This is a genomic window from Embleya sp. NPDC008237, from assembly GCF_042956465.1.
Classification (GTDB): Bacteria; Actinomycetota; Actinomycetes; order Streptomycetales; family Streptomycetaceae; genus Embleya.
Map to the genome: position 1 here is coordinate 24,074 of NZ_JBIBGL010000014.1, position 26,010 is coordinate 50,083.

The 26,010-nt window shown below is 70.6% G+C and carries 23 protein-coding genes and 1 pseudogene; 12 read left to right on the forward strand and 12 right to left on the reverse strand.

The window, feature by feature from the left end; translation table 11 throughout:
- The first annotated feature begins 73 nt into the window (after positions 1 to 73).
- Genes edd through eda form a run of 3 tightly spaced genes read left to right on the forward strand, consistent with a single transcriptional unit; the run spans position 74 to position 3,581 of the window.
- Positions 74 to 1,948 carry a phosphogluconate dehydratase gene (gene edd / locus ACFZBU_RS31945; RefSeq protein WP_391587399.1) on the forward strand — a complete coding sequence of 625 codons (1,875 nt, stop codon included), beginning with the start codon at positions 74 to 76 and terminating at the stop codon, positions 1,946 to 1,948.
- The gene (glk, locus tag ACFZBU_RS31950; protein ID WP_391587183.1) at positions 1,945 to 2,964 is read left to right on the forward strand and encodes a glucokinase; all 1,020 of its coding nucleotides are present in this window, start codon (positions 1,945 to 1,947) and stop codon (positions 2,962 to 2,964) included. The genes edd and glk overlap by 4 nt, the downstream gene beginning before the upstream one ends.
- Positions 2,961 to 3,581, forward strand: coding sequence for a bifunctional 4-hydroxy-2-oxoglutarate aldolase/2-dehydro-3-deoxy-phosphogluconate aldolase (eda, locus tag ACFZBU_RS31955; RefSeq protein ID WP_391587184.1), 621 nt, complete (start codon positions 2,961 to 2,963; stop codon positions 3,579 to 3,581). The genes glk and eda overlap by 4 nt, the downstream gene beginning before the upstream one ends.
- A 245-nt stretch (positions 3,582 to 3,826) precedes the next feature.
- Here the strand turns inward: eda and ACFZBU_RS31960 are convergent, their stop codons facing one another.
- The 3 genes from ACFZBU_RS31960 to ACFZBU_RS31970 all read right to left on the reverse strand — a co-directional run bounded on the left by ACFZBU_RS31960 (position 3,827) and on the right by ACFZBU_RS31970 (position 5,627).
- Positions 3,827 to 4,024 carry a hypothetical protein gene (locus tag ACFZBU_RS31960; protein ID WP_391587185.1) on the reverse strand — a complete coding sequence of 66 codons (198 nt, stop codon included), beginning with the start codon at positions 4,022 to 4,024 and terminating at the stop codon, positions 3,827 to 3,829.
- 281 nt (positions 4,025 to 4,305) lie between these two features.
- The gene (locus ACFZBU_RS31965; protein WP_391587186.1) at positions 4,306 to 5,094 is read right to left on the reverse strand and encodes a phosphotransferase family protein; all 789 of its coding nucleotides are present in this window, start codon (positions 5,092 to 5,094) and stop codon (positions 4,306 to 4,308) included.
- A 242-nt stretch (positions 5,095 to 5,336) separates the two neighbouring features.
- On the reverse strand, positions 5,337 to 5,627 hold the full coding sequence (locus ACFZBU_RS31970) for a hypothetical protein (protein ID WP_391587187.1): 291 nt from the start codon (positions 5,625 to 5,627) through the stop codon (positions 5,337 to 5,339).
- Between the two features lie 438 nt (positions 5,628 to 6,065).
- Between ACFZBU_RS31970 and ACFZBU_RS31975 the strand changes: the two genes are divergently transcribed.
- Complete coding sequence (locus ACFZBU_RS31975; protein ID WP_391587188.1) at positions 6,066 to 6,923, forward strand: helix-turn-helix domain-containing protein; 858 nt, start codon at positions 6,066 to 6,068, stop codon at positions 6,921 to 6,923.
- Positions 6,920 to 7,111 (forward strand): DUF397 domain-containing protein, encoded by a 192-nt coding sequence (locus ACFZBU_RS31980; protein WP_391587189.1) that lies wholly within the window; start codon positions 6,920 to 6,922, stop codon positions 7,109 to 7,111. Before ACFZBU_RS31975 ends, ACFZBU_RS31980 begins: the two co-directional genes overlap by 4 nt.
- 138 nt (positions 7,112 to 7,249) lie before the next feature.
- Here the strand turns inward: ACFZBU_RS31980 and ACFZBU_RS31985 are convergent, their stop codons facing one another.
- Positions 7,250 to 9,076 (reverse strand): acyl-CoA dehydrogenase, encoded by a 1,827-nt coding sequence (locus ACFZBU_RS31985; RefSeq protein ID WP_391587190.1) that lies wholly within the window; start codon positions 9,074 to 9,076, stop codon positions 7,250 to 7,252.
- Between the two features lie 232 nt (positions 9,077 to 9,308).
- Here ACFZBU_RS31985 and ACFZBU_RS31990 point away from each other — a divergent pair, with 232 nt between their 5' ends.
- Positions 9,309 to 9,707, forward strand: coding sequence for an SseB family protein (locus ACFZBU_RS31990; protein WP_078976240.1), 399 nt, complete (start codon positions 9,309 to 9,311; stop codon positions 9,705 to 9,707).
- Between the two features lie 315 nt (positions 9,708 to 10,022).
- Here the strand turns inward: ACFZBU_RS31990 and ACFZBU_RS31995 are convergent, their stop codons facing one another.
- The gene (locus ACFZBU_RS31995; protein WP_391587191.1) at positions 10,023 to 11,723 is read right to left on the reverse strand and encodes an amidohydrolase family protein; all 1,701 of its coding nucleotides are present in this window, start codon (positions 11,721 to 11,723) and stop codon (positions 10,023 to 10,025) included.
- A 249-nt stretch (positions 11,724 to 11,972) separates the two neighbouring features.
- Positions 11,973 to 12,596: a TetR/AcrR family transcriptional regulator gene (locus tag ACFZBU_RS32000; RefSeq protein ID WP_391587192.1), complete on the reverse strand. Its 624-nt coding sequence runs from the start codon at positions 12,594 to 12,596 to the stop codon at positions 11,973 to 11,975.
- A gap of 254 nt (positions 12,597 to 12,850) precedes the next feature.
- On the opposite strand from ACFZBU_RS32000, the gene ACFZBU_RS32005 reads away from it, so the two are divergent.
- Positions 12,851 to 13,912, forward strand: coding sequence for a PP2C family protein-serine/threonine phosphatase (locus tag ACFZBU_RS32005; RefSeq protein ID WP_391587193.1), 1,062 nt, complete (start codon positions 12,851 to 12,853; stop codon positions 13,910 to 13,912).
- A gap of 93 nt (positions 13,913 to 14,005) precedes the next feature.
- Here the strand turns inward: ACFZBU_RS32005 and ACFZBU_RS32010 are convergent, their stop codons facing one another.
- The gene (locus tag ACFZBU_RS32010; protein ID WP_391587194.1) at positions 14,006 to 14,887 is read right to left on the reverse strand and encodes a hypothetical protein; all 882 of its coding nucleotides are present in this window, start codon (positions 14,885 to 14,887) and stop codon (positions 14,006 to 14,008) included.
- A 264-nt stretch (positions 14,888 to 15,151) separates the two neighbouring features.
- On the opposite strand from ACFZBU_RS32010, the gene ACFZBU_RS32015 reads away from it, so the two are divergent.
- The 3 genes from ACFZBU_RS32015 (at position 15,152) to ACFZBU_RS32025 (ending at position 17,333) form a co-directional block, all read left to right on the forward strand.
- A complete protein-coding gene (locus ACFZBU_RS32015) occupies positions 15,152 to 15,322 on the forward strand; it encodes a hypothetical protein (protein WP_391587195.1) in 171 nt (56 codons plus the stop codon).
- Positions 15,323 to 15,624: 302 nt separating this feature from the next.
- Positions 15,625 to 16,911: a M18 family aminopeptidase gene (locus tag ACFZBU_RS32020; RefSeq protein WP_391587196.1), complete on the forward strand. Its 1,287-nt coding sequence runs from the start codon at positions 15,625 to 15,627 to the stop codon at positions 16,909 to 16,911.
- Between the two features lie 131 nt (positions 16,912 to 17,042).
- Positions 17,043 to 17,333 carry a hypothetical protein gene (locus tag ACFZBU_RS32025; protein WP_391587197.1) on the forward strand — a complete coding sequence of 97 codons (291 nt, stop codon included), beginning with the start codon at positions 17,043 to 17,045 and terminating at the stop codon, positions 17,331 to 17,333.
- A gap of 175 nt (positions 17,334 to 17,508) precedes the next feature.
- Here ACFZBU_RS32025 and ACFZBU_RS32030 read toward each other — a convergent pair.
- Positions 17,509 to 18,957: pseudogene (locus ACFZBU_RS32030) on the reverse strand (thioredoxin-like domain-containing protein); the annotation flags it as partial.
- A gap of 159 nt (positions 18,958 to 19,116) precedes the next feature.
- On the opposite strand from ACFZBU_RS32030, the gene ACFZBU_RS32035 reads away from it, so the two are divergent.
- Positions 19,117 to 19,665, forward strand: a complete 549-nt coding sequence (locus ACFZBU_RS32035; RefSeq protein ID WP_391587198.1) for an LURP-one-related/scramblase family protein — start codon at positions 19,117 to 19,119, stop codon at positions 19,663 to 19,665.
- Between the two features lie 724 nt (positions 19,666 to 20,389).
- On the opposite strand, the gene ACFZBU_RS32040 is transcribed toward ACFZBU_RS32035, so the two are convergent.
- Positions 20,390 to 21,163: a carbon-nitrogen family hydrolase gene (locus tag ACFZBU_RS32040; RefSeq protein ID WP_391587199.1), complete on the reverse strand. Its 774-nt coding sequence runs from the start codon at positions 21,161 to 21,163 to the stop codon at positions 20,390 to 20,392.
- Between the two features lie 148 nt (positions 21,164 to 21,311).
- Here ACFZBU_RS32040 and ACFZBU_RS32045 point away from each other — a divergent pair, with 148 nt between their 5' ends.
- Complete coding sequence (locus ACFZBU_RS32045) at positions 21,312 to 22,124, forward strand: maleylpyruvate isomerase family mycothiol-dependent enzyme (RefSeq protein ID WP_391587200.1); 813 nt, start codon at positions 21,312 to 21,314, stop codon at positions 22,122 to 22,124.
- A gap of 19 nt (positions 22,125 to 22,143) precedes the next feature.
- On the opposite strand, the gene ACFZBU_RS32050 is transcribed toward ACFZBU_RS32045, so the two are convergent.
- The 3 genes from ACFZBU_RS32050 to ACFZBU_RS32060 all read right to left on the reverse strand — a co-directional run bounded on the left by ACFZBU_RS32050 (position 22,144) and on the right by ACFZBU_RS32060 (position 25,995).
- On the reverse strand, positions 22,144 to 23,424 hold the full coding sequence (locus ACFZBU_RS32050) for a nitrate/nitrite transporter (protein ID WP_391587400.1): 1,281 nt from the start codon (positions 23,422 to 23,424) through the stop codon (positions 22,144 to 22,146).
- Positions 23,425 to 23,596: 172 nt separating this feature from the next.
- Positions 23,597 to 24,997, reverse strand: a complete 1,401-nt coding sequence (locus ACFZBU_RS32055) for a dihydrolipoamide acetyltransferase family protein (protein WP_391587401.1) — start codon at positions 24,995 to 24,997, stop codon at positions 23,597 to 23,599.
- A gap of 32 nt (positions 24,998 to 25,029) precedes the next feature.
- Positions 25,030 to 25,995, reverse strand: a complete 966-nt coding sequence (locus ACFZBU_RS32060; RefSeq protein WP_391587402.1) for an alpha-ketoacid dehydrogenase subunit beta — start codon at positions 25,993 to 25,995, stop codon at positions 25,030 to 25,032.
- Positions 25,996 to 26,010 lie beyond the last annotated feature (15 nt).

A 26,010-nucleotide genomic window follows, 5' to 3' on the forward strand; every position in this document is an offset into this window, starting at 1 on the left:
CCCTAGTTTGGTACCCGAACCGGCAGAGCAGGCCGCTGACAGCAGGGGCACGAAGATCGTGAGCGAGCAAAGGATCCACCCGACGGTGGCCGCAGTGACGGAGCGCATCGCGCGCCGCAGTGCCGCCACGCGTACGGCCTACCTGGAGCGGATCCGGGCGGCGGCCTCCGAGGCTCCCGCACGCGGTCAGCTCGGTTGCGCCAACTTCGCCCACGGCTTCGCCGCCTGCTCGCCCGGCGAGAAGCTCGCTCTGCGCGGCACCGGCCCCCAGGGCCCGGTCAAGCCGAACGTCGCGATCGTCTCCTCCTACAACGACATGCTCTCCGCGCACCAGCCGCTGCGCACCTACCCCGAGCAGCTCAAGGCCGCGGTCGCCGAGGCCGGTGGCGTGGCCCAGTTCGCCGGCGGCGTGCCCGCCATGTGCGACGGGATCACCCAGGGCCGCGCAGGCATGGAACTCTCCCTGTTCAGCCGCGACGTGGTCGCGATGGCGGCGGCCGTCGCGCTGGCGCACGACATGTTCGACGGCGCGCTCATGCTCGGCGTGTGCGACAAGATCGTTCCCGGCCTGGTGATCGGTGCCCTGTCCTTCGGGCACCTGCCGACCATCTTCGTGCCGGCCGGCCCGATGTCCTCGGGTCTGCCCAACAAGGAGAAGGCCCGGGTCCGGCAGCGCTTCGCCGAGGGCAAGGTCTCCCGCGAGGAACTGCTCGACGCCGAGGCCGGCGCGTACCACGGCATCGGGACCTGCACCTTCTACGGCACCGCGAACACGAACCAGCTGGTCATGGAGGTGCTCGGACTGCACCTGCCGGGCGCCAGCTTCGTGCACCCGGACCAGCCGCTGCGCAAGGCGCTGACCGACGAGGCGGGCCGCCGGGTCGCGGCCACCACGTCGCTCGGCGACCCGACGTCGCTGGTCCGCGAGTACACGCCGATCGGCGAGGTGCTCGACGAGAAGGCCTGGGTCAACGCGGTCGTCGCGCTCCTGGCCACCGGCGGCTCGACCAACCACACGCTGCACCTGGTCGCGATGGCCGCCGCCGCCGGGATCACGCTCACCTGGGACGACTTCGCCGAGCTGTCCACCGCGGTCCCTCTGCTGACCCGGATGTATCCGAACGGTCCGGCGGACATCAACCACTTCCACGCCGCGGGCGGCACCGCGTTCCTGATCGGCACGCTGCTCGACGGCGGGCTGCTCAACGAGGACGTGCGCACGGTCGCCGGCGACGGGCTGAACCGCTACCGGCGCGAGCCGCAGCTCACCGAGGACGGCTCGATCGTCTGGGTGGACGGCCCGACCGAGAGCCTGGACCTGGACGTGCTGCGGCCGTACGACAAGCCGTTCGCGCCCGACGGCGGGCTGCGGATGTTGCACGGCGACCTCGGTCGCGCGGTGATCAAGGTGTCCGCGGTCGACCCGTCGCACCACGTGGTGACCGCGCCGGCGCGCGTGTTCGACGGGCAGGCCGAGTTCCTGGCCGCGTTCGAGAACAACGAGCTCGACCACGACCTCGTCGCGGTGCTGCGCTACCAGGGCCCTCGGGCGAACGGCATGCCCGAGCTGCACAAGCTGATCCCCGCGCTCGGCGTGCTCCAGGACCGGGGCCACCACGTGGCGCTGGTCACCGACGGTCGGCTCTCCGGCGCCTCCGGCAAGATCCCCGCCGCGATCCACTGCACACCCGAGGCGGCGGCCGGCGGCCCGATCGCCAAGGTCCGCGACGGCGACATCGTGACCGTGGACGCGGTCGCGGGCACGCTGACCACGCAGGCCGACCTGGCCGGGCGCCAGGTCACCGGAGCGGCTCCGACCGACGCCGAGTGGGTCGGTACGGGACGCGAACTGTTCACCGCGCTGCGCGCCGGAGTCGGCCCGGCCGACCTGGGCGCCGGTGTGTTCGGCGCGGTCGCGACCGTGGCTTTCGACGGAGCGAGCGCATGAACCCGACCGTGGCACAGCCGACCCCCGACCGCCCGTGGCTGGTCGCCGACATCGGCGGCACCAACGCGCGCTTCGCCGTGGTCACCGAGCCGGGCGGGCAACCCGAACGGGTGCTCGGGCTGCGCAGCGAGGACCACGCGGACCTGGCCGCCGCGATCGAGGACTACCTGGACCGTTCCGGCACGGCCCGACCGGGCGCGATCTGCGCGGCGGTCGCCGGCCCCGTGCACGGCGACCGGTTCCGACTGACCAACGGCGCCTGGGTGTTGTCCATCGCGGAGACCCGGGTCAAGCTGGGCGTCCCGGACCTGCACCTGATCAACGACTTCGAGGCGCTGGCGCTGTCGCTGCCGCACCTCGCGGGCGACGACCTGATCGTGGTCGGCGACCGCCTGCCCGACCCGACGCTGCCGATGGCCGTGCTCGGCCCCGGCACCGGACTCGGCGTGGCCGGCCTGGTGCCGATCCCGGGCGGCGGCTGGGTGCCGCTGCCGGGTGAGGGCGGCCACGTGCTGCTGCGCCCGGCACACGGCCCGGACGCCGCGGCCCTGGAGGTGCTGCGCGACGAGCGCGGCGGCCTGGGCACGGTGACCGCCGAGCACGTGCTCTCCGGCCCCGGACTGTGCCGCCTGCACCGCTGCACGGCCGCGGTACACGGGGTCCCGGCCGAGGCGCTCAGCCCGGCGGACATCTCCGCCCGCGCGCTGGACGGCTCGGACGAGGTGTGTGTCGCGACGGTGGAGACGTTCTGCCGACTGCTCGGCACGTTCTCCGGCGGGGTGGCCCTGACGATGGGCGCTCGCGGTGGCGTCTTCCTGGCCGGCGGCATTCTGCCCCGGATCACGGAGATGTTGCTGAAGAGCGAGTTCCGGATGGGCTTCGAGACCAACCCGACGATGGCGCCGTACCTGCACCGCATCTCCACCGCGCTCGTGGTGGCCCCGCATCCGGCCCTGCGCGGCGCGTCCGCGTGGCTGGACGCGCGCAGCACTCGACTCGTGGAGGTGGCGGCGTGAGCACGTCCGCTCTGGACCTGGCCCCGGTGATCCCGGTGGTGATCGTGGACGACGTGGAGTCGGCCGTACCGCTGGCGCGTGCGCTGGTGGCGGGCGGACTGCCGGCCGTCGAGGTCACCCTGCGGACGCCGGCGGCGCTCGGCGCGATCGAGCGGATCGTGGCCGAGGTCGAGGGTGCGTTCGTGGGCGCCGGTACGGTCCTGACGCCGGATCAGGCGAAGGCGGCGGCCGACGCCGGCGCGCGTTTCCTGGTCACGCCGGGCTGCACCGAGACGCTGTACGGCGCGCTGGTGGACACCGGGCTGTCCTTCCTGCCCGGGACGTCGACGGTGTCCGAGGTGCTGCGGCTGCGCGAACTCGGGGTGCGGGAGATGAAGTTCTTCCCGGCCGAGGCCTCGGGCGGTGCGCCGTACCTGAAGTCGCTGGCCTCGCCGGTGCCGGATGTGCGGTTCTGCCCGACGGGCGGAATCACCCCGGCTTCGGCCCCGACCTACCTGGCGCTGCCGAACGTGGCGTGCGTCGGCGGGTCCTGGATGCTTCCCGCGGACGCGGTCGCCTCGCGCGACTGGGCGCGGGTGGAAAAGCTCGCTCGCGAAGCCTCGGGGCTGCGCGGGTAATGGATCGTCCCCTGGCGCGCTCTGCCCTGAGGTGCGCCAGGGGCACGGACCGCGGATGGTGGGCCGTATGAGGGTTCGGCCCACGAACGAGCAGGTCGTATGAGGGTTCGACCTGCGGAGACCGCGAATAGGGACCCGCTCTTCGGCGAGGAGAGCGGGTCTCTTCTTTTTCGGGCGCTTTCGCCGCCGGCTCGCGAGGCACCACTTTCGGGACCCTGACGCGCCTTTCTCGGACGGGCCCGGTCTCAGGCCATCACTCCCGCCGCGCGTGCTGCCACGGTCCGGTCATGGGCGGGTCGCGTGGCGGCGTGCGCGAGTGCGGCTCGCCGTTCGGCCTGTTCCCGGCCTTCGCGCGTTTCGGCTTCGACGCGCTGCCGGCGCCGTGCGGTGAGTTCTTCCGGTGTCATCAGGTAGGGCGGGACGACGGTTGCCGAGTCCTGCATCGGCGGGGCATCGTCTGCGGGGGCGGGCGGGGCGAAGTCGCGCCATTGGGGGTGGGTTCGGGGCTTCGGGTTGGTGGGGCGGCTCGGTCGGGGGTGCTGCGGTTCGGCGGCCCGGGCGTGCCTTCCGGACGGCGTCGACGGGGCGGGCAGTTTGCGGAGCCATCCGAAAATGGCAGCGATAAAGTGGGTCACGTCGTCAGCTCCTTTTAAGCTGTCGGCCAATCCCGGGACCGTTCCAGCGGTCGCCGGGGCTTTTTCATGTGTGGGTCACCGCCAAGCCGTCACCGTGCGAGTAGCGAAGTCCACCGTTCGGCCTGGTCGGGCAGGTTCCGCGCGTTCGCTTCCGCCGTTGCGCCGGTGACGAATGCTCGAATACCCGCGTTGCATGTCGCGCGCCATGTCGGGAACTGTCGCAGCCATGCCCGTGCGGATTCCGGGGTGTGATCGGACCACAACAACAACATGTAGACGTAGGCGAGTTCCGCCCATGCGGGTCCGATGGCGGACATGCCCCAATCCACGAAGCAGGCGCGTTTGCCGTTCCCGTCGTCTCCGATGAGCACGTTCCAGGGATTCAGGTCGGTGTGCAGCAGGTGGGTTCCGCCGAGTAGGGAGCGTTCGGCCGGGGTGAGGTGTTCGGCCCATCGTTCGGCGAGTGGTGGCAGTTCGAGCCCGTGTGGTGTGCGGATACGGCCCGCCCGACTCAAGGCGTGCGCGAGGGAAGGCAGGTCGGCCCCATTGGGGCTCACGTCGGCGTACCGCCCGGCCACGTGGGAGAACAGGAGCACGTCCCAACCGGGGGGCGTGAGGTGGGCCAGCATGGTCGGGGCCACGTGTCCGCCGACCGAGGGGGCAACCAACGCTTCCCGTCGTTGATGGGTGACGGCTTTGCCGTTCGTATTCGGCGTGCCCTTGACGAACACCCGTCGCCCCGGTGCCCGCAGCACGGCCGTGAAGGGTGATGTCAGCCCCTCGGCGAGGGGTTCTGCCGTGTGCACCGGTCCCGTGACCGACTCGATCTCCGCGCGGACCGTGGCGGGTAGTTCGGTCCATGTCCAGCGGTGTGCCATGGATTGCCTTTCGTGTCGGTCACGGGGTCGGGTGGTCTACTTCTTCCTGCGGACCGCCGGGCACTTCCTGCACCTGTCCTCGCCCGACCAGTGCCACCACTCGTGTGAGCAGTTCGCGTTCCCGCCGGTGATCTCGTACTCGTCGTCCGCCATGTGCCCTACCTCTCGTGTCGGTAGTGCTCGGATGGTGCAGAGTCCCGGCCGGTGTTCTTCCCCGAGCATCCGGGCGGGAGATGTGGGGGTCAGCGCGGCGGCTTGATCCGATACAGCTCGGAGCCCTTCAGCAGGTACGGCATGCCGCCGGGTGGAAGCACCATGACGACCTGGTCGTTGTCGAGCCCGGTGCAGTCCTCGGCCCGTTCGACCCGTCCGGCGGGGTACATGTCGTGGCCGAGCCCCGGACGCGGGGCAACCCATTCGCCGAGGACGTACCGCAGGGGCAAGAGGGGTGCACGCGGGGGCAGTTCACGAGCGGTGACGATCGGAACGGCTTCCCCGTCCGCACCGACGACGAAGCCCGCTTCGCGGCTCACGGCAACCGCTCACGAGGAGCGCGCCGAACAACCAGGCGGGGATACCGGGCACGGAGACGGCGGATGATCCACCTCCGAATGGCGTACTGGTCCGGGCTCAACGTCCGCATCACATCGGGCGGATGCATCGACCGCGTCATGCCACTCCCTTCGAGACCAGGCACCCCGGCGCCGGGACCACGCGCGATCGAGACCGACGCCGGGGCGGTTCAGAGCGCGACGAAATAGCCGCAAGGCAGGACACGGCAATTCCCAAGACCACCAGCGTGTACCGGTGTCATCGCACTACGTAGCGTGCACCCGCAAGCCCACCAGGTGCAAGTCCCTCACCTTGTAATGCCGCACAGGCTAGGTTCCCCCTCGTTGGCGGGTGCACCTGGCGGCGGGCAGACTGACCGGTGCCGCGCCCACCGGGGGCACGCAGAAGAAGGGGGACGGGTGGCGGTCAACAAGAACCCGACCGTGCGACAGCGGAGACTTGCCCGAACGCTGAAGCAGTACCGCGCGGCCGCCGGTATGACGCTGTTGCAAGCGGCGGAAATTCTGGCGTGCTCCGACGCCAAGGTGAGCCGGATCGAGAGCGCGCAATCCGGTGTGCGAATTGTTGATCTCCGGTTGCTGCTGGACGCGTACAACGTGCAGGACGCGGCACAGCGTGCCCACTTGGAGGACTTGGCGCGGAACGGGCGTCGGCGTGGATGGTGGGATCAATATGAACTGACGCGTACACACGCGGAGTACATCGCTTTGGAATCCGACGCGTCCGATCAGTACAGCGTCGAAACGATACTGATTCCGGGACTTCTGCAAACCGAGGACTACACCCGAGCCGTGGTGGAGATCCAGCGGCCCGATGCTGCACCGCATCGAATCGAACTACTGACGAAGGTCCGCCAGGAACGTGTATCGGTCCTGACTCGACCCGACCCGCTCAGAGTATGGTCCGTGATCTCCGAATCGGCCTTGCGTCACGTTGTCGGCGGTGCTGCGGTCATGCGTGCGCAGTTGGAACACCTCGCCGACATGGCGCGCAGGCCCAACGTACACGTGCAGGTTCTGCGCGAGGATTCCGGCATGCACGCTGCGGTGATCGGGTCGTTCCAGATGTTGCGCTTCCTGGATCCACCCGAAACGGATGTGGCCTACGTGGACAGCCTGAGCGGCACGCTGTATATCGAGGATCCCTCGGAAGTCGCCATCTACGAAGAACAGTTCCGCACGATCTCGGCTGCGGCGGCTTCTTACGTCGAGTCCATGCAGATAATCAAGCATCACGCAGAGATGAGTACGAGATGAACTCCGACGTTCGTTCCTTGCAGTGGCGTACATCGTCCTACAGCGCCACCAACGCCGAGTGCGTCGAGGTTGCGCCGTTCAATCTCGCCGTGACTGCCGTCCGCGACAGCAAGGACCCCGGCCGGGGTCACATTACTGTGCCGCCCGGTTCCTGGAAGGCGCTCTTGGGCGTCACACGGAACGACTAGACCCCGGACGCCTCGGCACCTTGGCCACGGGCGGCGAAACCCCGGGTGTGGGCTTGTCCTCCGGGAACGCGGTGAGGCGCCGCTTCTCGTCGGGGACGAGAGGCGGCGCCTCGGGGGGTCCGCTGTGGCGTGGGCCGGTTAGAAGGCCGCCTCCGGGAGGTCCATGATCGTGTTGTCGATCTGCTCGACCATCAGGCGCTGCGGCGTCAGCAGCGGCAGGATCTCGCGGGCGAAGTGCTTCGCCGCGGCCACCTTGCCCCGGTAGAACGCCTCGTCGCGGCCGGGGGTGCCGGCCAGCTTCGTGAGCGCCACGGCGGCCTGGCGCAGCAGCAGCCAGGAGACCACCAGGTCGCCGGCGGCGATCAGGAGCCGGGTGGTGTTCTGGCCGACCTTGTAGATCGAGTCGATCTCCTGCTCGGACGCCATCAGCTGGTTGATCATCGCCGCGACCATGCCCTGGACGTCCTCGGCGGCGGTCGCGAGCAGCTTGACCTCGGCGGCCAGTTCGCCCTCGGTGTGCGCGGCGATGAACTCCTGGATCTCGCCCGCCACCACGGTCAACGCCTTGCCCTGGTCGCGGACGATCTTCCGGAAGAAGAAGTCCTGACCCTGGATCGCGGTGGTGCCCTCGTAGAGGGTGTCGATCTTGGCGTCCCGGATGTACTGCTCGATCGGGTATTCCTGGAGGAAGCCCGAGCCGCCGAAGGTCTGCAGCGACTGCGCGAGTTGCTCGTAGGACTTCTCCGAGCCGTAGCCCTTGACGATCGGCAGGAGCAGGTCGTTGACCCGGTCCGCGGTCTCGTCGCTTTCGCCGGCGAGCGCGGCGCCCTCGATCCGGTCCTGCCACGAGGACGTGTACATCACGAGCGCGCGCATGCCCTCGACGTATGCCTTCTGGGTGAGCAGAGAGCGGCGCACGTCGGGGTGGTGGGTGATGGTCACGCGCGGCGCGGCCTTGTTCGTCATCTGCGCGAGGTCGGCGCCCTGGTAGCGCTCCTTCGCGTACTCGAGCGCGTTGAGGTAGCCGGTGGACAGCGTCGCGATGGCCTTCGTGCCGACCATCATCCGCGCGTACTCGATGATCTTGAACATCTGCGCGATGCCGCTGTGCACCTCGCCGACCAGGGTGCCCACGGCCGGGATGCCGTGCTCGCCGAAGGTGAGTTCGCAGGTCGTGGAGACCTTGAGGCCCATCTTGTGCTCGACGTTGGTCACGAAGGCACCGTTGCGCTCGCCGAGTTCGCCGGTCTCCGGGTCGAAGTGGAACTTCGGGACCACGAACAACGACAGGCCCTTGGTGCCGGGACCCGCACCCTCCGGGCGGGCGAGCACCAGGTGGATGATGTTCTCGGTCATGTCCTGGTCACCGGAGGTGATGAAGCGCTTGACGCCCTGGATGTGCCAGGTGCCGTCCTCCTGCCGGACCGCCTTGGTCCGGCCCGCGCCCACGTCCGAGCCCGCGTCGGGCTCGGTCAGCACCATGGTGGAGCCCCACTGGCGGTCGACCATGAAGCCGGCGACCTTGCGCTGCTCCTCGGTGCCGAGCGTGTGCAGCACCTGGGCGAAGTCGGGACCGGCCGCGTACATCCACAGCGCCGGGTTGGCGCCGAGCACCAGTTCGGCCACCGACCAGCGCAGCGAACGCGGGCAGTTGGTGCCGCCCATGCTCTCGGGGAGCGCGAGGCGCCACCACTCCGAGTCCATGTAGGCCTTGTACGACTTCTTGAACGCCTCGGGCAGCGTGGCCGAGTGCGTCGCGGGGTCGAACACGGGTGGGTTGCGGTCGCCCTCCGCGAACGAATCGGCGAGGTCGTTCACGGCGAGGCGCTCGACCTCGGCCAGGATCGACTTCGCGGTGTCGACGTCCATTTCCGCGAACGGACCCGTGCCATAGACCTGCTCGCGTCCGAAGACCTCGAACAGGTTGAACTCCAGGTCGCGGAGATTCGACTTGTAGTGACCCATGACAGGCTCCGCCCGTGGTTGCGTCCTGTGGACTGCGCTGACTGAACTCCGAAGCGATCGACCGAACCGATCGACCGAACCGAAGCCCAGTGTACTGGTCAGTAACATAATGATCGTACCCATGGGTAACTTTTTCAATGCCCACGAGGTTCCCATCGGGTTACCACCAGGTACATGTGACCGTCTCGACGGAGGGCTCAAACCCGGGCTCTCGACCCGCTAGCCTCGTGGTGTGTACGGCTACGCAACGGAAGAACCCCAGGCCCGCGCGGAGGCGCCGGCGCTCACCGACGCCGTGCGCGCGTTCGCCACGGGCGTCATGAACGGCGAGGACTTCCAGTCCATCTTCATAGCGTCGAAGGTCTTCTGCCCGAGGGGCGACCGCCCGGGATTCCTGGCGTTGCACAACACCCCCGAGCCGGTGATCCCGATGTTCAGCTCGCTCGCCGAACTCAAGAAGTACGCAGGCGAGGAGTCGCGCCACTTCACCGTCACCGGGGCCGAGGTCCTCGACCTGCTGCCCAACGGCTACGGTTTCGTGCTCGACCTGGACGGCGAGCACCGGGTGATGTTCGACGCGAAGGCCATAGAGCAGATGATCGCCTTCGCGATGCGCCGGATGTACGGCTGAGCCGTCCGTCACATCGACCGCAGGCCCCGGTCGGGCCGTCGGTTGGCGGGACGGCGGCCGGCGAGGCCGCCGCGGTGGCGGGTATCGCGCGGGAGCGCACCCGCGCCCGCTGTGCGCGGGCCGGGTGCGCTCGTGGTCGGATTCGGTGGTGCCCGGATCAGGCCGGCCGATGGCCGTGGTTGGCTCTGTTCTTGCGACGGGACCTGCGCTTGCGGGTCTTCCTCGACATCGCGCCCCCTTGGTCGTCGTGCCGCATGCCTACCCGGGGTCGGCCCGTGCCCAAGCCCCGATCCGCGCGATTCGGCGGCGTCGGGTTCAGCGGGAGCGGCGGCCGTGGCGCAGGAGTTCGCCGCTGTGCACGCCGGTGGGTTCGTCGTTCTCGATGGTGACCCGGCCGTTGACCAGGATGTAGCGGTAGCCCTTGGCGTCGATCACGGTGCGGAGTTGGCCGGCGGGCAGGTCGTGGACGAATTCGGGATCTCCGTACGCGAGTTCGTCGTAGTCGTAGACGATGATGTCGGCCGCGGCGCCCTCGGCGAGCACGCCTCGGTCGGTGAAGCCCGCGCAGCGGGCGGGCAGGCCGGAGAGTCGCCAGTGGGCCTGTTCCAGCGAGGTCCAGGCGTGCTTGCGGACGTACTCGACCAGATACTCCGTGCCGTACATGCCCGCGCTCAGCGTCTTCAGGTGCGCGCCGCCGTCGGACAGGCCGGGCAACAGGTACTCGTAGTCCACGAGTTCCTTCAGGCCCTCCAGGGTCGCGTTGAACTGACCGGTGTGCACCTGCGTGGTCAGCCCGTCCGCGACGGTCACGTCGCACAGCACGTCCACCGGGTGCCGGTCCAGCCGGGCGCCGATCTCCTTGAACGACAGGCCTTCGTACTGCCTGTACTCGTCGGTGAACGTGCGGTGCAGCTTCATGTCCGGGTACAGGTGGTAGAACAGCGGGTCGAATTCGCGCAGTTCGGCCCGTACCGCCGGGTCGTTCAGCATCGCGATCTTCTCCTCGACCGTCTCGGCCGCGAAGATGTCGGCCACCGGCGGCCGGGTGGACACGCCGCCGTACAGGAAGCTGAACGGCACCGGGACGTCGGTCGTCATCGCCTGGCCGTAGATCGGGATGCCGCGTTCCTGGCAGCGCCGCAGCCACTCGATCTTGCGCTTGTACAACCCGCCGCTGCGCGAGTTGGCGATCACCGCGTTCCAGATCAGCGGCCGGCCGCTGACCTCGACCAGATGCTCGTACTCCTCCTCGGTGATCTGCGTCCCGGAGACCTGCATGAAGCCGCGGCCCTGTCGGCCCAGCGCCCGGGCCAGCGCGAGTCGGGTCTGCGGCCACATGATGTCGGTGGGCATCGGCGTGCCGTCGAAGTCGCCCTGCATCAGCCGGCCGTTCGGGTTGCCCGGTTCGCCCAGACACTGGGCCGACCAGCCGCACGCGCCGGCGTCCATCGCCTCTTCCAACAGGCGGGCCAATTCGGCGTGTTCCGCGTCGGTGGGCTCGGCGCCGGCCTTCGCCCGCTCCAGGCCGAGCACCCAGATCAGCAACGGGTTCACCGGCACGTACGGCAGTACGTTGACCGCCTTGGGGGTGCGGTCGACGCTGTCCAGGTAGTCGGGGAAGGTGACCCAGTCCCACGGCATGCCCTCGCGCAGGGTCTCGGTGGGGATGTCCTCGACGGCCGTCATCGACAACATCGCGCGCTCGCGCATGTCCTCGCGTACCGGCGCGAAGCCGAAGCCGCAGTTCCCGGTGACCACCGAGGTCACCCCGTGCGGACCGGACGTGGTCAGGTACGGGTCCCAGAAGACCTGGCCGTCGTAGTGCGTGTGCAGGTCGATGAAGCCGGGCGCGACGATCAGTCCGCTCGCGTCGATCACCCGGTCCGCGTCCGCCGCCGGGATCCGTCCGATCCGGCTGATCACGCCGTCGGTGATCGCGATGTCGCCCCGGAAACGCGGGTTTCCCGAACCGTCGACGACGATGCCGCCCTTGATGACCACGTCGTAGTTCGCCATGGCGTCCCTTCCTCGGCAGAGCCCTTGATTCAGTTAATTAATGAGTGTGTTTAATACGAGGTGTCGAAGGAGTCAAGGGCTTCCGGGAGCGGGGTGTTCGGCGCGGGATCGGCGCGGCGAGGCGGGGCGGGAGCGGATGTGGGGGCCGGGAGCCGGCGGTGGCTGCGGCAGCGGGGGGCAGTCGGCGGCGGACGGGCGGGCGGCGGCGTCGGCAGCGGGCGCGAGGGCCGGCCCGGTCCGCCGGCCGGTTCAGTCGCTGGCCAGTGCGCCCGCGACGATCGAGGTCAGGTGGTCGTCGAAGGCATCCGGACCGAGCAGGCCGGTGGGCACGATCGCGTCCGGGCGGGCCGGCCGGCTGTGCCGCGCGGCGCGGGCCGCACACAGCATGCCGACCATCTGGGTGACCAGGAAGGTGCGCGTCTGCAACGCCGTCGACTGCAGGTCGGGCCGCGCCGCGGCGACCGCGTCCACCACGTCCTGTACGTCCTCGCCGCCCAGCAGCGGCGTCACCGGCGAGGTCGCGTCGCGCAGCAGCTCGACCGAGATCTGGAGGTAGGCCCGGTCGGCGGGCGAACCGTTGAGCAACTCGGTGATCGGCAGCACGATCGCACGGGCGAAGCCGGACAGGTGCGGCTGCTCGCGCGCCTCGGCCAGCAGCGCCTGGCGGCGTGCGTAGACGATCGGGACGTGCTGTTCGACGATCGCGCGCAGCAGTCCCTCGCGACCGCCGAAGTGGTAGTGGATCGCGCCGGCGTTGCGCTGTCCGGCCGCGCGGGTGATGTCCTGCAACGGCACGTCGAGACCGTGCCGCGCGAACAGGAGCTCGGCGGCCTCGACGATGCGGCGCCTGGTGGGGCCGGAGTCACGCGGCATGCGCGCAGCATATGGCCTGGGTGAGGGCCGGGTTCCGACACGAATGGCGGTGCTGTCAAGTGCCTGTTTGGCCAGGTTTGGATACGTTTTGGACCTAATGGGACCTTCGCCCCTGTCCGAGTGCCACGGCGCACGTGACGATGGAGGGCAGTCGGTCGTCGGTCGTCCCCCCTCGCGTCAACGAAAGGTCCCGATACATGCCTGCCATGGCCCTCCCCGCCGGCCGAGCCGTTCCGGTGGCAGCGGGTTTGTATGTGGCAGTGCTGCTGAGTCGGGTGTTCGCTCCGCCCTACCTGGACATGCACGCGGTGTTGATCGCCGTGCCGGCGGTCGTGGCGATGGCCTACCGACCGTGGATGACGGCGGTGGCCGGAGCCGTGGCGTTGATCACCCGACTGTTGTTGCGGCCGGAAATGTACAGCAGTGACTACGGTGAGTACAAGAACTCCACCGGCGTCTCGGCGGCGATCCTGATCGTCACCCTGTTCGGCTGCTGGGTCGGCTGGGAGCGTCGCCGCCAGGACGCCCGGCTGCACCGGGTGCAGTCGGTGGCGGAGGTGGCCCAGCGCGCGCTGCTGCGGCCGGTGCCCCGCACGATCGGCCGGTTCGGCTTCGCGGTGCGCTATCGGGCGGCGGCCGAGGAGGCGTCCATCGGCGGCGATCTGTACGAGGTGCTGGAGACGCCGTACGGAGTGCGGGTGCTGCTCGGCGACGTGCGCGGCAAGGGCTTGGAGGCGGTCGACATGGCGGCCCGGACGCTGGGCGCGTTCCGCGAGGCGGCCTACGACGCGCCGACCCTGGGCGAGGTCGGCATGCGGGTGGATCGCAGCCTGAATCGACAACTCGGCAGCGAGGACTTCGTCACCGCGGTGATGGTCGAGCTGTGTCCGGGCGAGGGCACGATGCAGGTCCTGACCTGCGGCCATCCATCGCCGTTGCTGGTCCGCGGCGGCACGGTCGGCGAGGTGATCGCCGAGGCGGGACTGCCGCTGGGCATGGGCCTGCTGCCGGCGGCCACGGCGCGCTCGGTGGAGGAGGTCCGCTTTCGGCCTGGGGACGTGCTGCTGCTGCACACGGACGGGGTGACCGAGGCCCGGGACGCCTCCGGCACCTTCTACGCACTGGCCCATCACCTGGCCGTCCACGCGCACAACGACGCCGCGGCGATGCTGGACGCGGTCGAGCAGGGCCTGCTCGCCCACGTGGGCGGCAAACTCGAGGACGACGCGGCCCTGCTCGCGGTGACCCTGACCGGCCCGCTGAAGAAGGTGGTCAAGCCGGCTCGGACCCTGGAAGCACTCCGCAACCCGGCCTGACTCATCGCCCGGGTTGCGGAGTCGGGTGTCCGGCCGGCGACCTTCGCCGTCGTTCGCGGCCGGGCCCCGGCCCTGCCCGCGAACGCCGGGCCGTCAGGCGGTCGGGCGGCGGCGCTTGGCGAGCACGATCGTGGTGGTGCCGAGCAGGGCGAGGCCGGCCGCGGCGGCGACGAGCGCGGGGGCGTGTTCGGGTCCGCCGGTCTCGGCAAGGGCGGCCGGCAGCGGAGCGGCGGCGGTCGTGGCGGGCGAAGCGGTCACGGCAGGCTCGGCGTCCCCCAGGACCCCGGCGGGCTTCGCGGGAGCGGGCTTGGCCGGCGTGGGCTTGGCCGGCGTGGGCTTGGCCGTGGGCCTGGTGGGAGGCGTCGGCTGCGGAGCGGCCTTGTCGAGCGCGAACTCCCGGTAGGCCGCCTGGCCGCGAACGGCTCCCGCGGCGAGGTGCCCGGTGGTCACCTGTACGGGGGTGGTGGTCTTGACCGTGACCTGGATCGTGACGGTGGTGGTGTTGCCGGGGTGGCCCCCGCCGCTGATGACGAACCGCCCGCCGAGAACGGGGTCGCACCCGGGCCTGACCGCGAGGCGCTGCGGAGCCCGGCCCGGGAGTGTGTAGCGGATGTCCACGTCCTTCGCGCCGCCGTGGTGCAGGCGGCCGTCGGGCGAGTCGATCTCGCCGTCGTCGAGCAGACCGAGACCGACGCCCACCGGGATTTGGCCGAGTTCGACCTTGGAGTTGTTGGTGACGGTGAGCCGGGCCGTGAAGGTGGCGCCTCGGGTGACCTTGGCCGGCACACCGGACAGGGTGGCGGAGACCTTGTCCCAGTCCTTCTGGGTGGCCGTGGTCGCGGCTACCTGCGCCGTGCCGTCGCCGTCCCCGCAGGCGTAGGCGGTTCCGGCCATGCCGGGCAGGATCGGGGTGAGGAGAGCGAGGGTGACGGCGGCCGCGCCGGAGATGCCGATCTTCTTCGTGAAACGGCTCATAGCGGGCATTTGCATGGCGGAGTTCTCCCCTGGGAAATCGGTGTCTCCAAGAATGTCGACACGGAGTCGGGCCGGCGGCCGGGCGGGTTCCCGCTCCGGGGCTCCGCCGCCGTCTTCCTTGCCCTCGACTACTGAGACGCCCGACCCCGAGGGGGGTTGCGGCGGGTTGCCGACCGATTTCCTTCCGTGTACACCGATCACCCCCCGGGGCCGGCGAGGTGGGCGATCGGGACGGGCGCGATGTGCGGGACGAATCGAGCGGCGATGACCACGTGGTCGACGCGGTCCTGCCCGTGCGGGCCGGCAGGCCACCCCGCGCCCCCGCAGGCTGGGCCCCGCCGCGCGTCCCGGGCACTGCTGTACGCGGGCCGGGAGGCGGCTCAGGGCGACGCCGAACTGCTGAACTTCTGGTTGGAACGAGTGAGCTTCGGCTGATCAGACGTCCGGGCCGGCTCGGACCGGGTACCCGCCGGCCGCGACCGGGGCTGGGAGCGAGGGTCGAGGTTCGAAGGCGGCACCGCCGGTCCCGCAGCCCCGGCGCGGGCGGTCGTACGAGCGCGGGGTTCGGGCAGACGACGGGCCCGGGCGGCGCCGGTGCGAGGGTCTTCGGGGCCGTTCCCCACCCCTTTCGGCTGGGGGTGTGGGGGCGGCCTCGGCGGTTCGGCGGGGCGTAGTCTCGTGGTCGGAGAGCCCCTGACGATCTTCGCGGCCGGCCGGCCGTGGCCCTTGGAGTATGTATGCCCTCGCCTCGCTTCGACCGGAGTCACACCGACGACCTGATCGAGTTCATCGGTGCCTGCCCCTCCCCCTACCACGCGGCGGCGAATGTGGCCGCGCGGCTGGAGGCGGCGGGCTTTCGGCGGCTGGTGGAGACGGCGGCGTGGGACGGCGGGACGGGCGGGCGGTACGTGCTGCGTGGGGGCGCGATCGTGGCCTGGTACGTGCCGGAGGGCGCCGAGAGCACGCGCGGCTTCCGGATCGTGGGCGCGCACACCGACTCGCCGACGCTGCGGGTGAAGCCGCGTCCGGACACCGGGGCGGCGGGCTGGCGACAGGTGGCCGTCGAGGTGTACGGCGGGCCGCTGTTGAACTCCTGGCTCGACCGCGACCTCGGTCTGTCCGGCCGGATCGTGCTGCGCGACGGCAGCGAGCATCTGGTGTTCGTGGACCGGCCGTTGCTGCGGGTGCCGCAGTTGGCCATCCACCTCGACCGCTCGGTCAACGAGGCGGGGCTGCAGTTGGACAAGCAGCAGCACATGACCCCGATCTGGGGGCTGGGCACGGTGGACGAGGGCGCGCTGATCCGGTTCGTCGCCGAGGAGACCGGTGTGGCCGCAGGCGACGTCACCGGGTGGGACCTGATGGTCCACGACGTGCAGAAGCCCGGCTACCTCGGCCGCGATCGCGAACTGGTCGCCTCGCCCCGGCTGGACAACCTGCTGTCCGTGCACGCGGGCCTGGCCGCGCTGCTCGCCGCCGCGCACGACAAGGTGACGCACATCCCGGTGTTCGGCGCGTTCGATCACGAGGAGACCGGCAGCGAGTCCACCACGGGCGCCGCCGGTCCGCTCCTGGAGACGGTGCTGACCCGGATCGTCAGTGCCCGCGGCGGATCGCTGGAGGACCGCGCCCGCGCGTTCGCCGACTCGTTCCACCTCTCCAGCGACGTCGGCCACGCGGTGCACCCGAACTACGTCGGCCGGCACGAGCCGGGCCACCACCCGGTGCCCAACGGCGGCCCGATCCTGAAGGTCAACACCAACCAGCGCTACGCGACGGACGCCCGCGGCCGGGCCGTGTGGACCGCGGCGTGCGAACGCGCGGGGGTGCCGGCGCAGATCTTCGTCGGGATCAACTCGATCCCGTGCGGCTCCACCATCGGCCCGATCACCGCGACGCGCCTGGGCATCGAGACGGTGGATGTGGGCACCGCGTGCCTGTCCATGCACTCCTCCCGTGAACTGTGCGGCGCCGACGACCCGTTCCTGCTCGCCTCGGCCGCCGCCGCGTTCCTGGAGGGCTGAACGTCGCCGCGAATGCGTGGGCATGGGTTCCGGGACTCCGGGTAGGCGCGAGCCGACAGTCAATCGGGCGTCCGGTTGATCGGGCGCCGCGATAACCCGCCGCACATCAGCGGATCGGAGTGAACGGACTCATGGGCATCGGAGCGGGCATCCTGTTGATCGCGGTGGGCGCGATCCTGACCTTCGCCACCGACTGGAGCGTGTCCGGCATCAACATCGACGTGGTCGGCGTCGTGCTGATGATCGCCGGAGTCGTGGGCATCGCACTGTTCCTGATGGTGTGGGGGCCGCGGCGCCGCGACGCCGTGCTGAACCCGCCGCCGGCCGGCTATGTGCAGCCGCCGCCCACGGGAGGCTATGTCGAGCCGCCCGTCGAACAGATCGTCGAGGAGCGGCCGAGGCGCCGCTACTACCGACGCTGACAGACCATCTCGGCACCACCCCCCGACGACCGCGGCTCCGGAGTCCTCCCCCTCCCACTCCGGAGCCGCGGTCGTTTCCGTTGCGGGTGGTCGCGGGACATGCCCGGGCGGCCGGGCCCGGGAGCGAGGCAGGCCGCCGCACGGCCTCGTCGCCGCCCGCGCGGCCTCAGATGTGCGGCAGGCGGACTTTGCGGACCCGGTGGGCCGCGGACTCGACCACGGTCAGGTAGAGGTCCTCGTCCAGGTCGGCGACCACCGCCACGGCGACCGGTTCGGCGAGGTCGCCCAGGACGGTGGACACGAACCCGTCCGAGGGGTCGTAGCGGCGCAGTGCGCCGTTGTAGGTGTCCGCGACCACGACCGAGCCGTCCGGCAGTGTGTCCACGCCCAAGGGGTGCTGGAACAGCGCGTGTTCGGCCGGTCCGTCGCGCAGGCCGAAGTCGAACAATCCGCGGCCGACCACCGTCTCGATCCGGCCGTCCACCAGGCGGCGCAGCGCCGAGCTCTCCGCGTCCACCACCCACAACGTGTGCCGATCCGGTGACACGGCCAGGCCGGACGGCTGGGCGAAGCCGGCGGTGTCGACCGGGCCGTCCTCCATGCTCTCGTCGGTGGTGCCGGCCAGCACCCCCATGCCCTCGCCGACCGGGTCGAACTCCCACAGCTGGTGTACACCCGCCATCGCCACGATGATCCGGCCGCCGAACCACGCCACGTCCCACGGGCTGGAGAGGTCGATCGTGCGGGCCGCGCCGTGGTCCTCCGCGCCGCGCCGGCGCGCTCGTCCGGTGCCCGCGACCGTGCGGATCGATCCGGTGGCCAGCGAGACGCCGCGCAGCGCGTGATTGGCGGTGTCCGCGACCACGACGTCGTACCGCACGTGCGCGGCCACCTCGGGTGGCAACAGGGCCATCCCGTGCGGCTCGGCCAGCATCGCGTGCCGGGGCCCGCCGTCGAGCAGCCCGCGCCGCCCGGTACCGATCCGGCGCAGCACCGTACGGCCGTCGTCGGAGAGTTCGGCCAGCGAATGGTGCCCGGTGTCCGCGACCAGCAGCGCGCCGGAGGGCAACCGCAGCAGCTGGCCCGGGAAGCGCAGGTCGGTGCGCGGCGCGTCGGGTCGCTCGAAGTCCTCCGCGGCCCGGTGCAGCGTGCCCTTGCCCTCGTGCTCGATCACCAGGTCGGCGATCAGCGCCTCGATCTCGCTCGCGTGGCCCTCGCCGGACAGTTGCGCGACCACGTAGCCCTCGGGGTCGACGACCACCAGGGTCGGCCACGCGTGCACCGCGTACTGCTTCCACGTGCTCAGCTCGGGGTCGTCCAGGACCGGATGCCGCAACTCGTGTCGCTGCACCGCGCAGACCACCGTGCCGTGGTCCGCCTCGTGCTCGAACTTGGGCGAGTGCACGCCGATCACGGTCAGCACGTCGCGGTGGCGCTCCTCGATCGGGCGCAGTTCGGCCAGCACGTGGTGGCAGTTCACGCACGCCGAGGTCCAGAAGTCCAGCAGCACGATCCGCCCGCGCAGCCCGGCCAGTGTCGGTCCGGGTCCGTCGGTGTTGATCCAGCCGCCGGAACCGGACAACTCGGGGGCCCGGATCCGGGCTCGGCGCGCGGTGCTGCTCATGATCCGAAGTGAACCATCCGGGTCGGCCGGCGACCCCCGGCCGGCGCGTGTACCGGCCGCACCCCACCCAACCGGGTGTATCCGCGCGCCGCTCGCACGTGCGCCCGCACGACTGAACGCCGCCATTTCGGGCAGTCTGCCCGACAAGGCGTAGTCATCGTGGAGGCAGCAGTGTTCGGGGACGAGTACGACGGAGCGCAGCTCTATCCGGGAGTCGCTCCCGGCCGCTATCTCGTGCGCGAGAAGATGTTCGCGATCGGCGACGACTTCTGGGTCACGACGGAATCCGGCGAGAAGGTCTATCTGGTCGACGGCAAGGCGCTGACGCTGCACGACCGGCTGGAGCTCAAGGACGCGGCCGGCACGGTGTTGGCCACCGTGAAAAAGAAGATCATGAGCATCCACCACTCGATGAAGATCGAGGACGCGACCGGCGAGACGGTCGCCACGGTGCGCAAGAAGATGTTCACGCCGCTGCACGAGGCATTCGAGGTCGATCTCGCGGTCGGCATCGAACTCTCGGTGCGTGGCGACATGTTCAATCACGAGTACGGCATCACCGGGCCGAACGGGCCGGTCGCACAGATCACCCGTAAGTGGCTGCGGGTGCGCGACACCTACGGCGTCGACATCGCACCCGGGTGGGATCATGCGCTGATCATCGCGATCGCGGTGTGCGTGGACCGGTTGAGCGAGGACGACGACTGAACGGCCGCCGATCCGTCGGCGATCGCCGCTGGGCGGCATGGAACGGCCCCCTTCCACACGTCTGTTCGGGTGATCGAGCGGGCGGGCCGGCGCCGCAGGTGGCGCGCGGATACACGTTGGGAGCGACCCTGGCGACCGCGCTGGTGGTCGGCGGCGGCAGCGCGGTGATCGCCGGAGGTGTGCTGGACGAGGACGGCAGGTCCACCGACATCGTCTCGGTCGACGGCGGCACCAGGCCCCTCGGCGCCGGGCCGGACATCGTGGGCGCGGGCGTGGTGGCCGGCAAGCCGTGGAAGTTCCGGGCCTGGACGGAGGGCCCGGAACGCACGTGCTTCGAGGAGGTCGAGCAGCAGGTGTTCAGCGAGGCGGGGAAGTCGTGCGACACCCGGCCGGGTCGAACCGCGCAGGACAAGGCTGCCGACCGGAACCGCTTCGGCGGCGGTGGCGGGTCCGGACCGGTGACGGGTGAGAAAGACCTGTACGTGGCGATATTCCAGGCCGAGGTGTCCCCCGACGTGGACCACCTGGAGGTCACCTGGCAGGGCCACAAGGAGCCGGTGGTGATCCGGCCGGTGCAAATTCGACCCCACCACGCGCGTCTACGTACTCGTGGTGACCTCGCGCAAGTCCGACCCCGCGTACGACCTCAAGGCGTACGACGCGGCGGGCAAGGAGATCGAGAACACCCGCCTCCAGGTCATCTCCGGCGGACCTGGGTGCGGACTCAGAACACCCGGTTTTGCAGGACCGGGAAGTCCTCGCGGGTCTTGGCCACCAGCGCCGGGTCGATCTCGGCGGTGAGCACGGTCTGTTCGGTGCCGGCCTCGGCGACGATCTCGCCCCACGGGTCGATCACCATGCTGTGCCCACCCATCGCCTCGCCGCCCTGGGTGCCGGTCGCGTTGCACGCGAGCACGAACATCTGATTCTCGATCGCGCGGGCGCGGGACAACACCCGCCAGTGCTCGACCCGTCGCGCCGGCCACGCGGCGGGCAACACCAGCACTTCCGCGCCCGCGTCCAGGATCCGCCGGAACAGTTCCGGAAAGCGCAGGTCGTAGCAGGTCGCCAGGCCCACCGCGGCCCACGGCATGCGCACCTGGGCAAGCTCGGTGCCGCGCGAGATCAGCGCGGCCTCGCCGCCGGTGAAGCCGAAGCGGTGGATCTTGCGGTAGGTGCCGCGCAGCGCGCCGTCCGGGTCGAAGACCAGCGAGGTGTTGTAGAGGTTTTGATCCGCACCGCGCTCGATGATGCTGCCGGCGTGCAGCCAGACCCCGGCGTCGCGAGCCGCGCGGGCCATGGTCTGGGCGACCGGTCCGCGTACGGTCTCGGCATCCGACTCCCAACCGTCGTAGACCCAACCGGTGTGCAACCACAGCTCGGGCAGGACCACCAGGTGGTCACCGCGCCGGCTGCGCACCAGGGCGGAGACCTCGGCCAGGCGTTCCCGGGCGGGCACTGCCGGGTCGACGTCGAGTTGTACGAGCGAAACGCGCACTTTCCCCTCACCTACACCGCTTGCTTCCCGCGAACGGGCTGACCGCAGGATCTTTTGCAGCGTAACGTGCCTGCCAGGATCCGGGACCACGTCAAAGCAACGGTCGCACCCCCCACCCGACCGGTGACGCAGCGACAAGAGGTAGTTCGTGACCAACGACCTGAAAACGCACGCCGACGCCTGGGAGCACTCGATTCGCTCCCTCAAAGATCTGGTCTCCACCCTGACCGAGGGTCGGTGGAGCAGCGCGACCGAATGTCCGGGCTGGTCGGTCCGCGACATCGTGTCGCACGTGATCGGGATCGAGCTGGAACTGCTCGGCGATCCGCGGCCGATCCACACGCTGCCGCGTGATCTGCGACACGTGCACGACGAATTCAGCCGCTACACCGAGATACCCGTGGACGTGCGGCGCTGCCACACGTCGCCGGAGATGACCGGCGAATTGGAGTACGTGATCCTGCGTCGGCGCCGGATGCTCGACGAGAGCGATCGGGGGCCGGACGACGAGGTGCGCGGCATCATGGGCCGCAGCGTCCCGTACCGGTTCCTGCTCACCCAGCGGGTGTTCGACGTGTGGGTGCACGAACAGGACGTGCGGCGCGCGATCGGGGTGCCCGGCAACCTGGACTCGCCCGCCGCGCTGATCACCCGCGACTTCCTGCTCACCGGACTGGCCCGGGTGGTGGCCAAGGACGCCAAGGCGCCCGCCGGCGCATCGGTGGTGTTCGACGTGAACGGGCCGGTGGAGTTCATGCGCACGGTCACCGTCGACGAGAACGGCCGGGGTCGGCTGGACGGGCGGGTGCCACTGGGACCGCTCGTGCTGATCTCCACCGACTGGGAGACGTTCGTCCGGCTGATGTGCGGCCGGGTCGCCGCCGGCCGGGCCGACGTCAAGGTCGAGGGCGACCCCGATCTGGCCCGGCGGATCCTGGACAACATGGCCGTCACGCCCTGACGCCGCCGACGGCGGGGCGTCAGCCGGCGTCGGGAACGCTCTCCCGCTCCGGTGCGCGCCCCGCCGCCACCACACACACCGGCTCGGCCCGGCGGCCCCGCCCCGCGACCTTGCGGGCGTAGCGCAGCACCTGGACGACGCCGAGCAGCAGCGGTACGGCCTGGACGGCCATCGCGACGCGGTACGCGTTCAACCCGTGCGCGCCGCCGCCCGGCTCGACCAGGTCCAGGACCAGGCCGATCGCGAACAGGCACAGGGTCGCGGCGGCGAACCCGCCGACGTTGACGATGCCCGACACCGTGCCCAGGCGCTGCGCCGGATTCCCGTCCCGGGCGAACTCCATGCCGACCAGGGACAGCGCCCCGCCCGGGCCGATCACCAGCGCGAGCACGACCAGCAGCCACAGCGGCGAGGGCTCGGCCGGGATCAGCACGGCGGCCCACAACACCAGGGCCAGGATCGGCTGCCCCACACACAACATCAGCCTGCTGCCCGGCCGGCGGGTCACCAGCGGGCCGACCACCAGGCACGCGAACATGTTGATCACGATCGCCACGGTCAGCAGCGCGCTTGCGGTGCCCTTGGCCAGGCCCTGGCCCTCGACCAGGAACGGGAAACCCCACAACATCAGGAAGACCTGCGGCAGACAGCCGCACGCCCAGTGCGCCCACAGGCCGAGCCGGGTGCCGGGTTCGGCCCACGCCGCGCGCACCTGGGACCACATGCCCGGACCGCCGGCCGGCCGCACCCGCCTCGTCGCTCCGGGGTTGTCACGCAGCACGAGCAGCACCACGACCAGGACCACCACCCCCACCCCGGCGGAGACCGCGAAGGTCCGGCTCCAGCCGAACGCGTGCAGCGCGCCGGCCAGCGGCGTGGCACCGGCGAGGTTGCCGGCCATCCCGAGCAGTGCGGTCAACTGGGTCAACACGGCGACCCGGTTCGCCGGGAACCACACCGACACCACCCGCAACACACTGACGAACGTCATCGCGTCGCCCATGCCGACCAGCACCCGGGCGAGTACGGCGCCGGTGAAGCCGTGCGCGAACGCGAAGGTGAACTGACCCGCCGTCATCAGCACCAGCCCGCAGCCGAGCACCCGTTTGGCACCGAGCCGGTCGGTCAGCGCACCGACGGGTATCTGCAGGCCCGCGTAGACGAGCAGTTGCAGCATGGGGAACAGCGAGAGCTGCGAAGCGGAGACGCCGAACCGCTCCTGCGCGTCGATCCCGGCCACGCCGAGACTGCTGCGGTGGAACACCGCGACGACGTATACCGAAGCCGCGACCGCCCACATGACCCAGGCGATGCCGCCGCCCGGCCGGGAGGGGGCTGTGTCCGCAGATGGTTTCACAGTACATACACATTAGGGGACGCCCTCGGACATACGTACGGCCGGGCCCCGAAAAGGGACCCGGCCGTACGCCCGTGGACGACCCGCCGTGCGCGGGCCACCCGCGCCGGATGCGTCAGCCGCGGACGAACAACAACTTCGGCCGCTCCAGCATCTGGGCCACGTCGGCCAGCACCCGCGAGCCCAACTCGCCGTCCACCATCCGGTGGTCGAAGGACAGCGAGAGGGTGGTCACCTGCCGGGGCTTGACCCTGCCCTTGTGCACCCACGGCTGCTCGCGGATCGCGCCCACCGCCAGGATCGCGGCCTCGCCCGGGTTGAGGATCGGTGTGCCGCCGTCCACCCCGAACACGCCCACGTTGGTGATGGTCACCGTGCCGCCGGCCATGTCGGCGGGCGAGGTGCGCCCGTCCCGAGCGGTGGCCACCAGCTCGGTGAGCGCGCCGGCCAACGCGGTCAGGCTCTTGCCGCCCGCGTCCTTGATGTTCGGCACGATCAACCCGCGCGGCGTCGCCGCGGCGATACCCAGGTTGATGCGATCGCGGACGACGATCTCCTGGTTCGGCTCGTCCCAGGACGCGTTGATCTCCGGATGCCGGGCGATCGCCACGAGCAGCGCCCGGGCGACCAGGAGCAGCGGACTCACCTTGATGTCCGCGAAATCGGGCAACTCGCGCAGCTTGCGCACGAGCTTGACGGTGCGGGTCACGTCCACCGTCACCCACTCGGTGACGTGCGGCGCGGAGAACGCGCTCGCCACCATGGCCTGCGCGGTCGCCTTGCGCACTCCCTTGACCGGGATGCGCCGCTCGCCCGTGACGCTCTCGCCCGGTCCGGTCGCCGCGAAGGCGGCCGGGGCGGCGGCGGGCGCGGGGCGGGCGGCCGCGTGTACGTCCTCACGGGTGACCGTTCCGCCGGGGCCCGAGGGGAGCACCGACGCGAGGTCCACGCCCAGGTCCCGGGCCAGCTTGCGGACCGGCGGCTTGGCGAGCGCGATCGAGCCGGCCGCGGGCGAGCCCGACGTCGGCGGACCCGGGTGCGCCGAGCCGTTGGCCGCACGAACCACCGGCGCGGGCGCGGCGTTGTCCGTCTTGCGGGCCCGTCGCCGGCCGGACGTGGTGCGCACGCCGTACCCGACCAGCACCGCCGTCCGGGTGTCCTTCTTCTCCGGCTCGGCGGCCGGAACGGGCTCGGGCGCCGCGGGTTCGGGCGTCTCGGGTTCGGGCACGAGGTCCGCTGCGAGGGCCTCGTCCCGGGTGTCGGCCGGTTCGGCCGCGGCGGCGGGCACCTGCGTACCGCTCGGCGCCACCGCGATGATCGGAGCGCCGACCGCGACCGTGTCGCCCTCGGCGGCCAGGAGTTCGGTCACCACCCCGTCGAACGGACACGGCAGCTCGACCAGGGCCTTCGCCGTCTCCACCTCGACCATGACCTGGCCGTCACTCACCTCGTCGCCGACCTTGACGTGCCATACGACGATGTCGGCCTCTTCGAGGCCCTCGCCGACGTCGGGCATCAGGAACTTCTTCACCTCGGACACGGGATTCCTCACCAGGCCAGGGAACGGTCGACGGCATCGAGCACACGGTCCAGGTCGGGGAGGTAGTCCTCCTCGACCCGGGACGGCGGATACGGCGTGTGATAGCCGCCGACCCGGAGCACCGGCGCCTCCAGGTGATAGAAGCAGCGTTCGGTGATCGTCGCCGAGACCTCCGCGCCGATACCCAGGAACGACGGGGCCTCGTGCACGACGACGAGGTGACCCGTGCGCTTGACCGACTCCTCGACCGCGTCGACGTCCAGCGGGGACAACGAGCGCAGGTCGATCACCTCCAACTCGCGCCCCTCCTCGGCCGCCGCCGCGGCGGCCTCCAGGCAGGTCGCCACCATCGGCCCGTAGGCGACCAGCGTGCAGGCGTTGCCCGGGCGCACCACGCGGGAGCCGTACAGCGGGCCCGGGGTCGCGGCGGTGTCCACCTCGGCCTTGGTCCAGTAGCGCCGCTTGGGCTCCAGGAAGATCACCGGGTCGTCGGAGGCGATCGCCTGCTGGATCATCCAGTAGGCGTCCACCGGGTTCGAGCACGACACCACCCGCAGGCCCGCGGTGTGCGCGAAGTACGCCTCGGGCGATTCGCTGTGGTGCTCGACCGCGCCGATCCCGCCGCCGAACGGAATGCGAATGACGATCGGCAGTCGGACGTAGCCGAGCGAACGGGCGTGCATCTTGGCCAGTTGGGTGACGATCTGGTCGAAGGCGGGGAAGACGAAGCCGTCGAACTGGATCTCCACGACCGGTCGGTAGCCGGCGAGGGCCAGGCCGATCGCGGTGCCGACGATGCCGGACTCGGCCAACGGGGTGTCCACCACCCGGTCCTCGCCGAAGTCCTTCTGCAAACCGTCGGTGACCCGGAAGACACCGCCGAGCTTGCCGATGTCCTCGCCCATGATCAAGACCTTGGGGTCGCTCTCCAGGGACTTGCGCAGCCCCGTGTTGAGCGCCTGCACCATCGACATCGGACGGGTCGTGCC

Coding starts and splice junctions, on each gene's coding strand:
- ACFZBU_RS32010 (WP_391587194.1), bottom strand. CDS start 14,887: ATGAGCCGTTTCACGAAGAAGATCGGCATCTCCGGCGCGGCCGCCGTC.
- ACFZBU_RS32020 (WP_391587196.1), top strand. CDS start 15,625: ATGCCCTCGCCTCGCTTCGACCGGAGTCACACCGACGACCTGATCGAG.
- glk (WP_391587183.1), top strand. CDS start 1,945: ATGAACCCGACCGTGGCACAGCCGACCCCCGACCGCCCGTGGCTGGTC.
- ACFZBU_RS32000 (WP_391587192.1), bottom strand. CDS start 12,596: ATGCCGCGTGACTCCGGCCCCACCAGGCGCCGCATCGTCGAGGCCGCC.
- ACFZBU_RS32025 (WP_391587197.1), top strand. CDS start 17,043: ATGGGCATCGGAGCGGGCATCCTGTTGATCGCGGTGGGCGCGATCCTG.
- ACFZBU_RS31985 (WP_391587190.1), bottom strand. CDS start 9,076: ATGGGTCACTACAAGTCGAATCTCCGCGACCTGGAGTTCAACCTGTTC.
- ACFZBU_RS31965 (WP_391587186.1), bottom strand. CDS start 5,094: ATGGCACACCGCTGGACATGGACCGAACTACCCGCCACGGTCCGCGCG.
- ACFZBU_RS32050 (WP_391587400.1), bottom strand. CDS start 23,424: ATGTGGGCGGTCGCGGCTTCGGTATACGTCGTCGCGGTGTTCCACCGC.
- ACFZBU_RS31995 (WP_391587191.1), bottom strand. CDS start 11,723: ATGGCGAACTACGACGTGGTCATCAAGGGCGGCATCGTCGTCGACGGT.
- ACFZBU_RS31960 (WP_391587185.1), bottom strand. CDS start 4,024: ATGCAGGACTCGGCAACCGTCGTCCCGCCCTACCTGATGACACCGGAA.
- ACFZBU_RS32055 (WP_391587401.1), bottom strand. CDS start 24,997: ATGCCCGACGTCGGCGAGGGCCTCGAAGAGGCCGACATCGTCGTATGG.
- ACFZBU_RS31980 (WP_391587189.1), top strand. CDS start 6,920: ATGAACTCCGACGTTCGTTCCTTGCAGTGGCGTACATCGTCCTACAGC.
- ACFZBU_RS32015 (WP_391587195.1), top strand. CDS start 15,152: ATGACCACGTGGTCGACGCGGTCCTGCCCGTGCGGGCCGGCAGGCCAC.
- ACFZBU_RS32060 (WP_391587402.1), bottom strand. CDS start 25,995: ATGTCGATGGTGCAGGCGCTCAACACGGGGCTGCGCAAGTCCCTGGAG.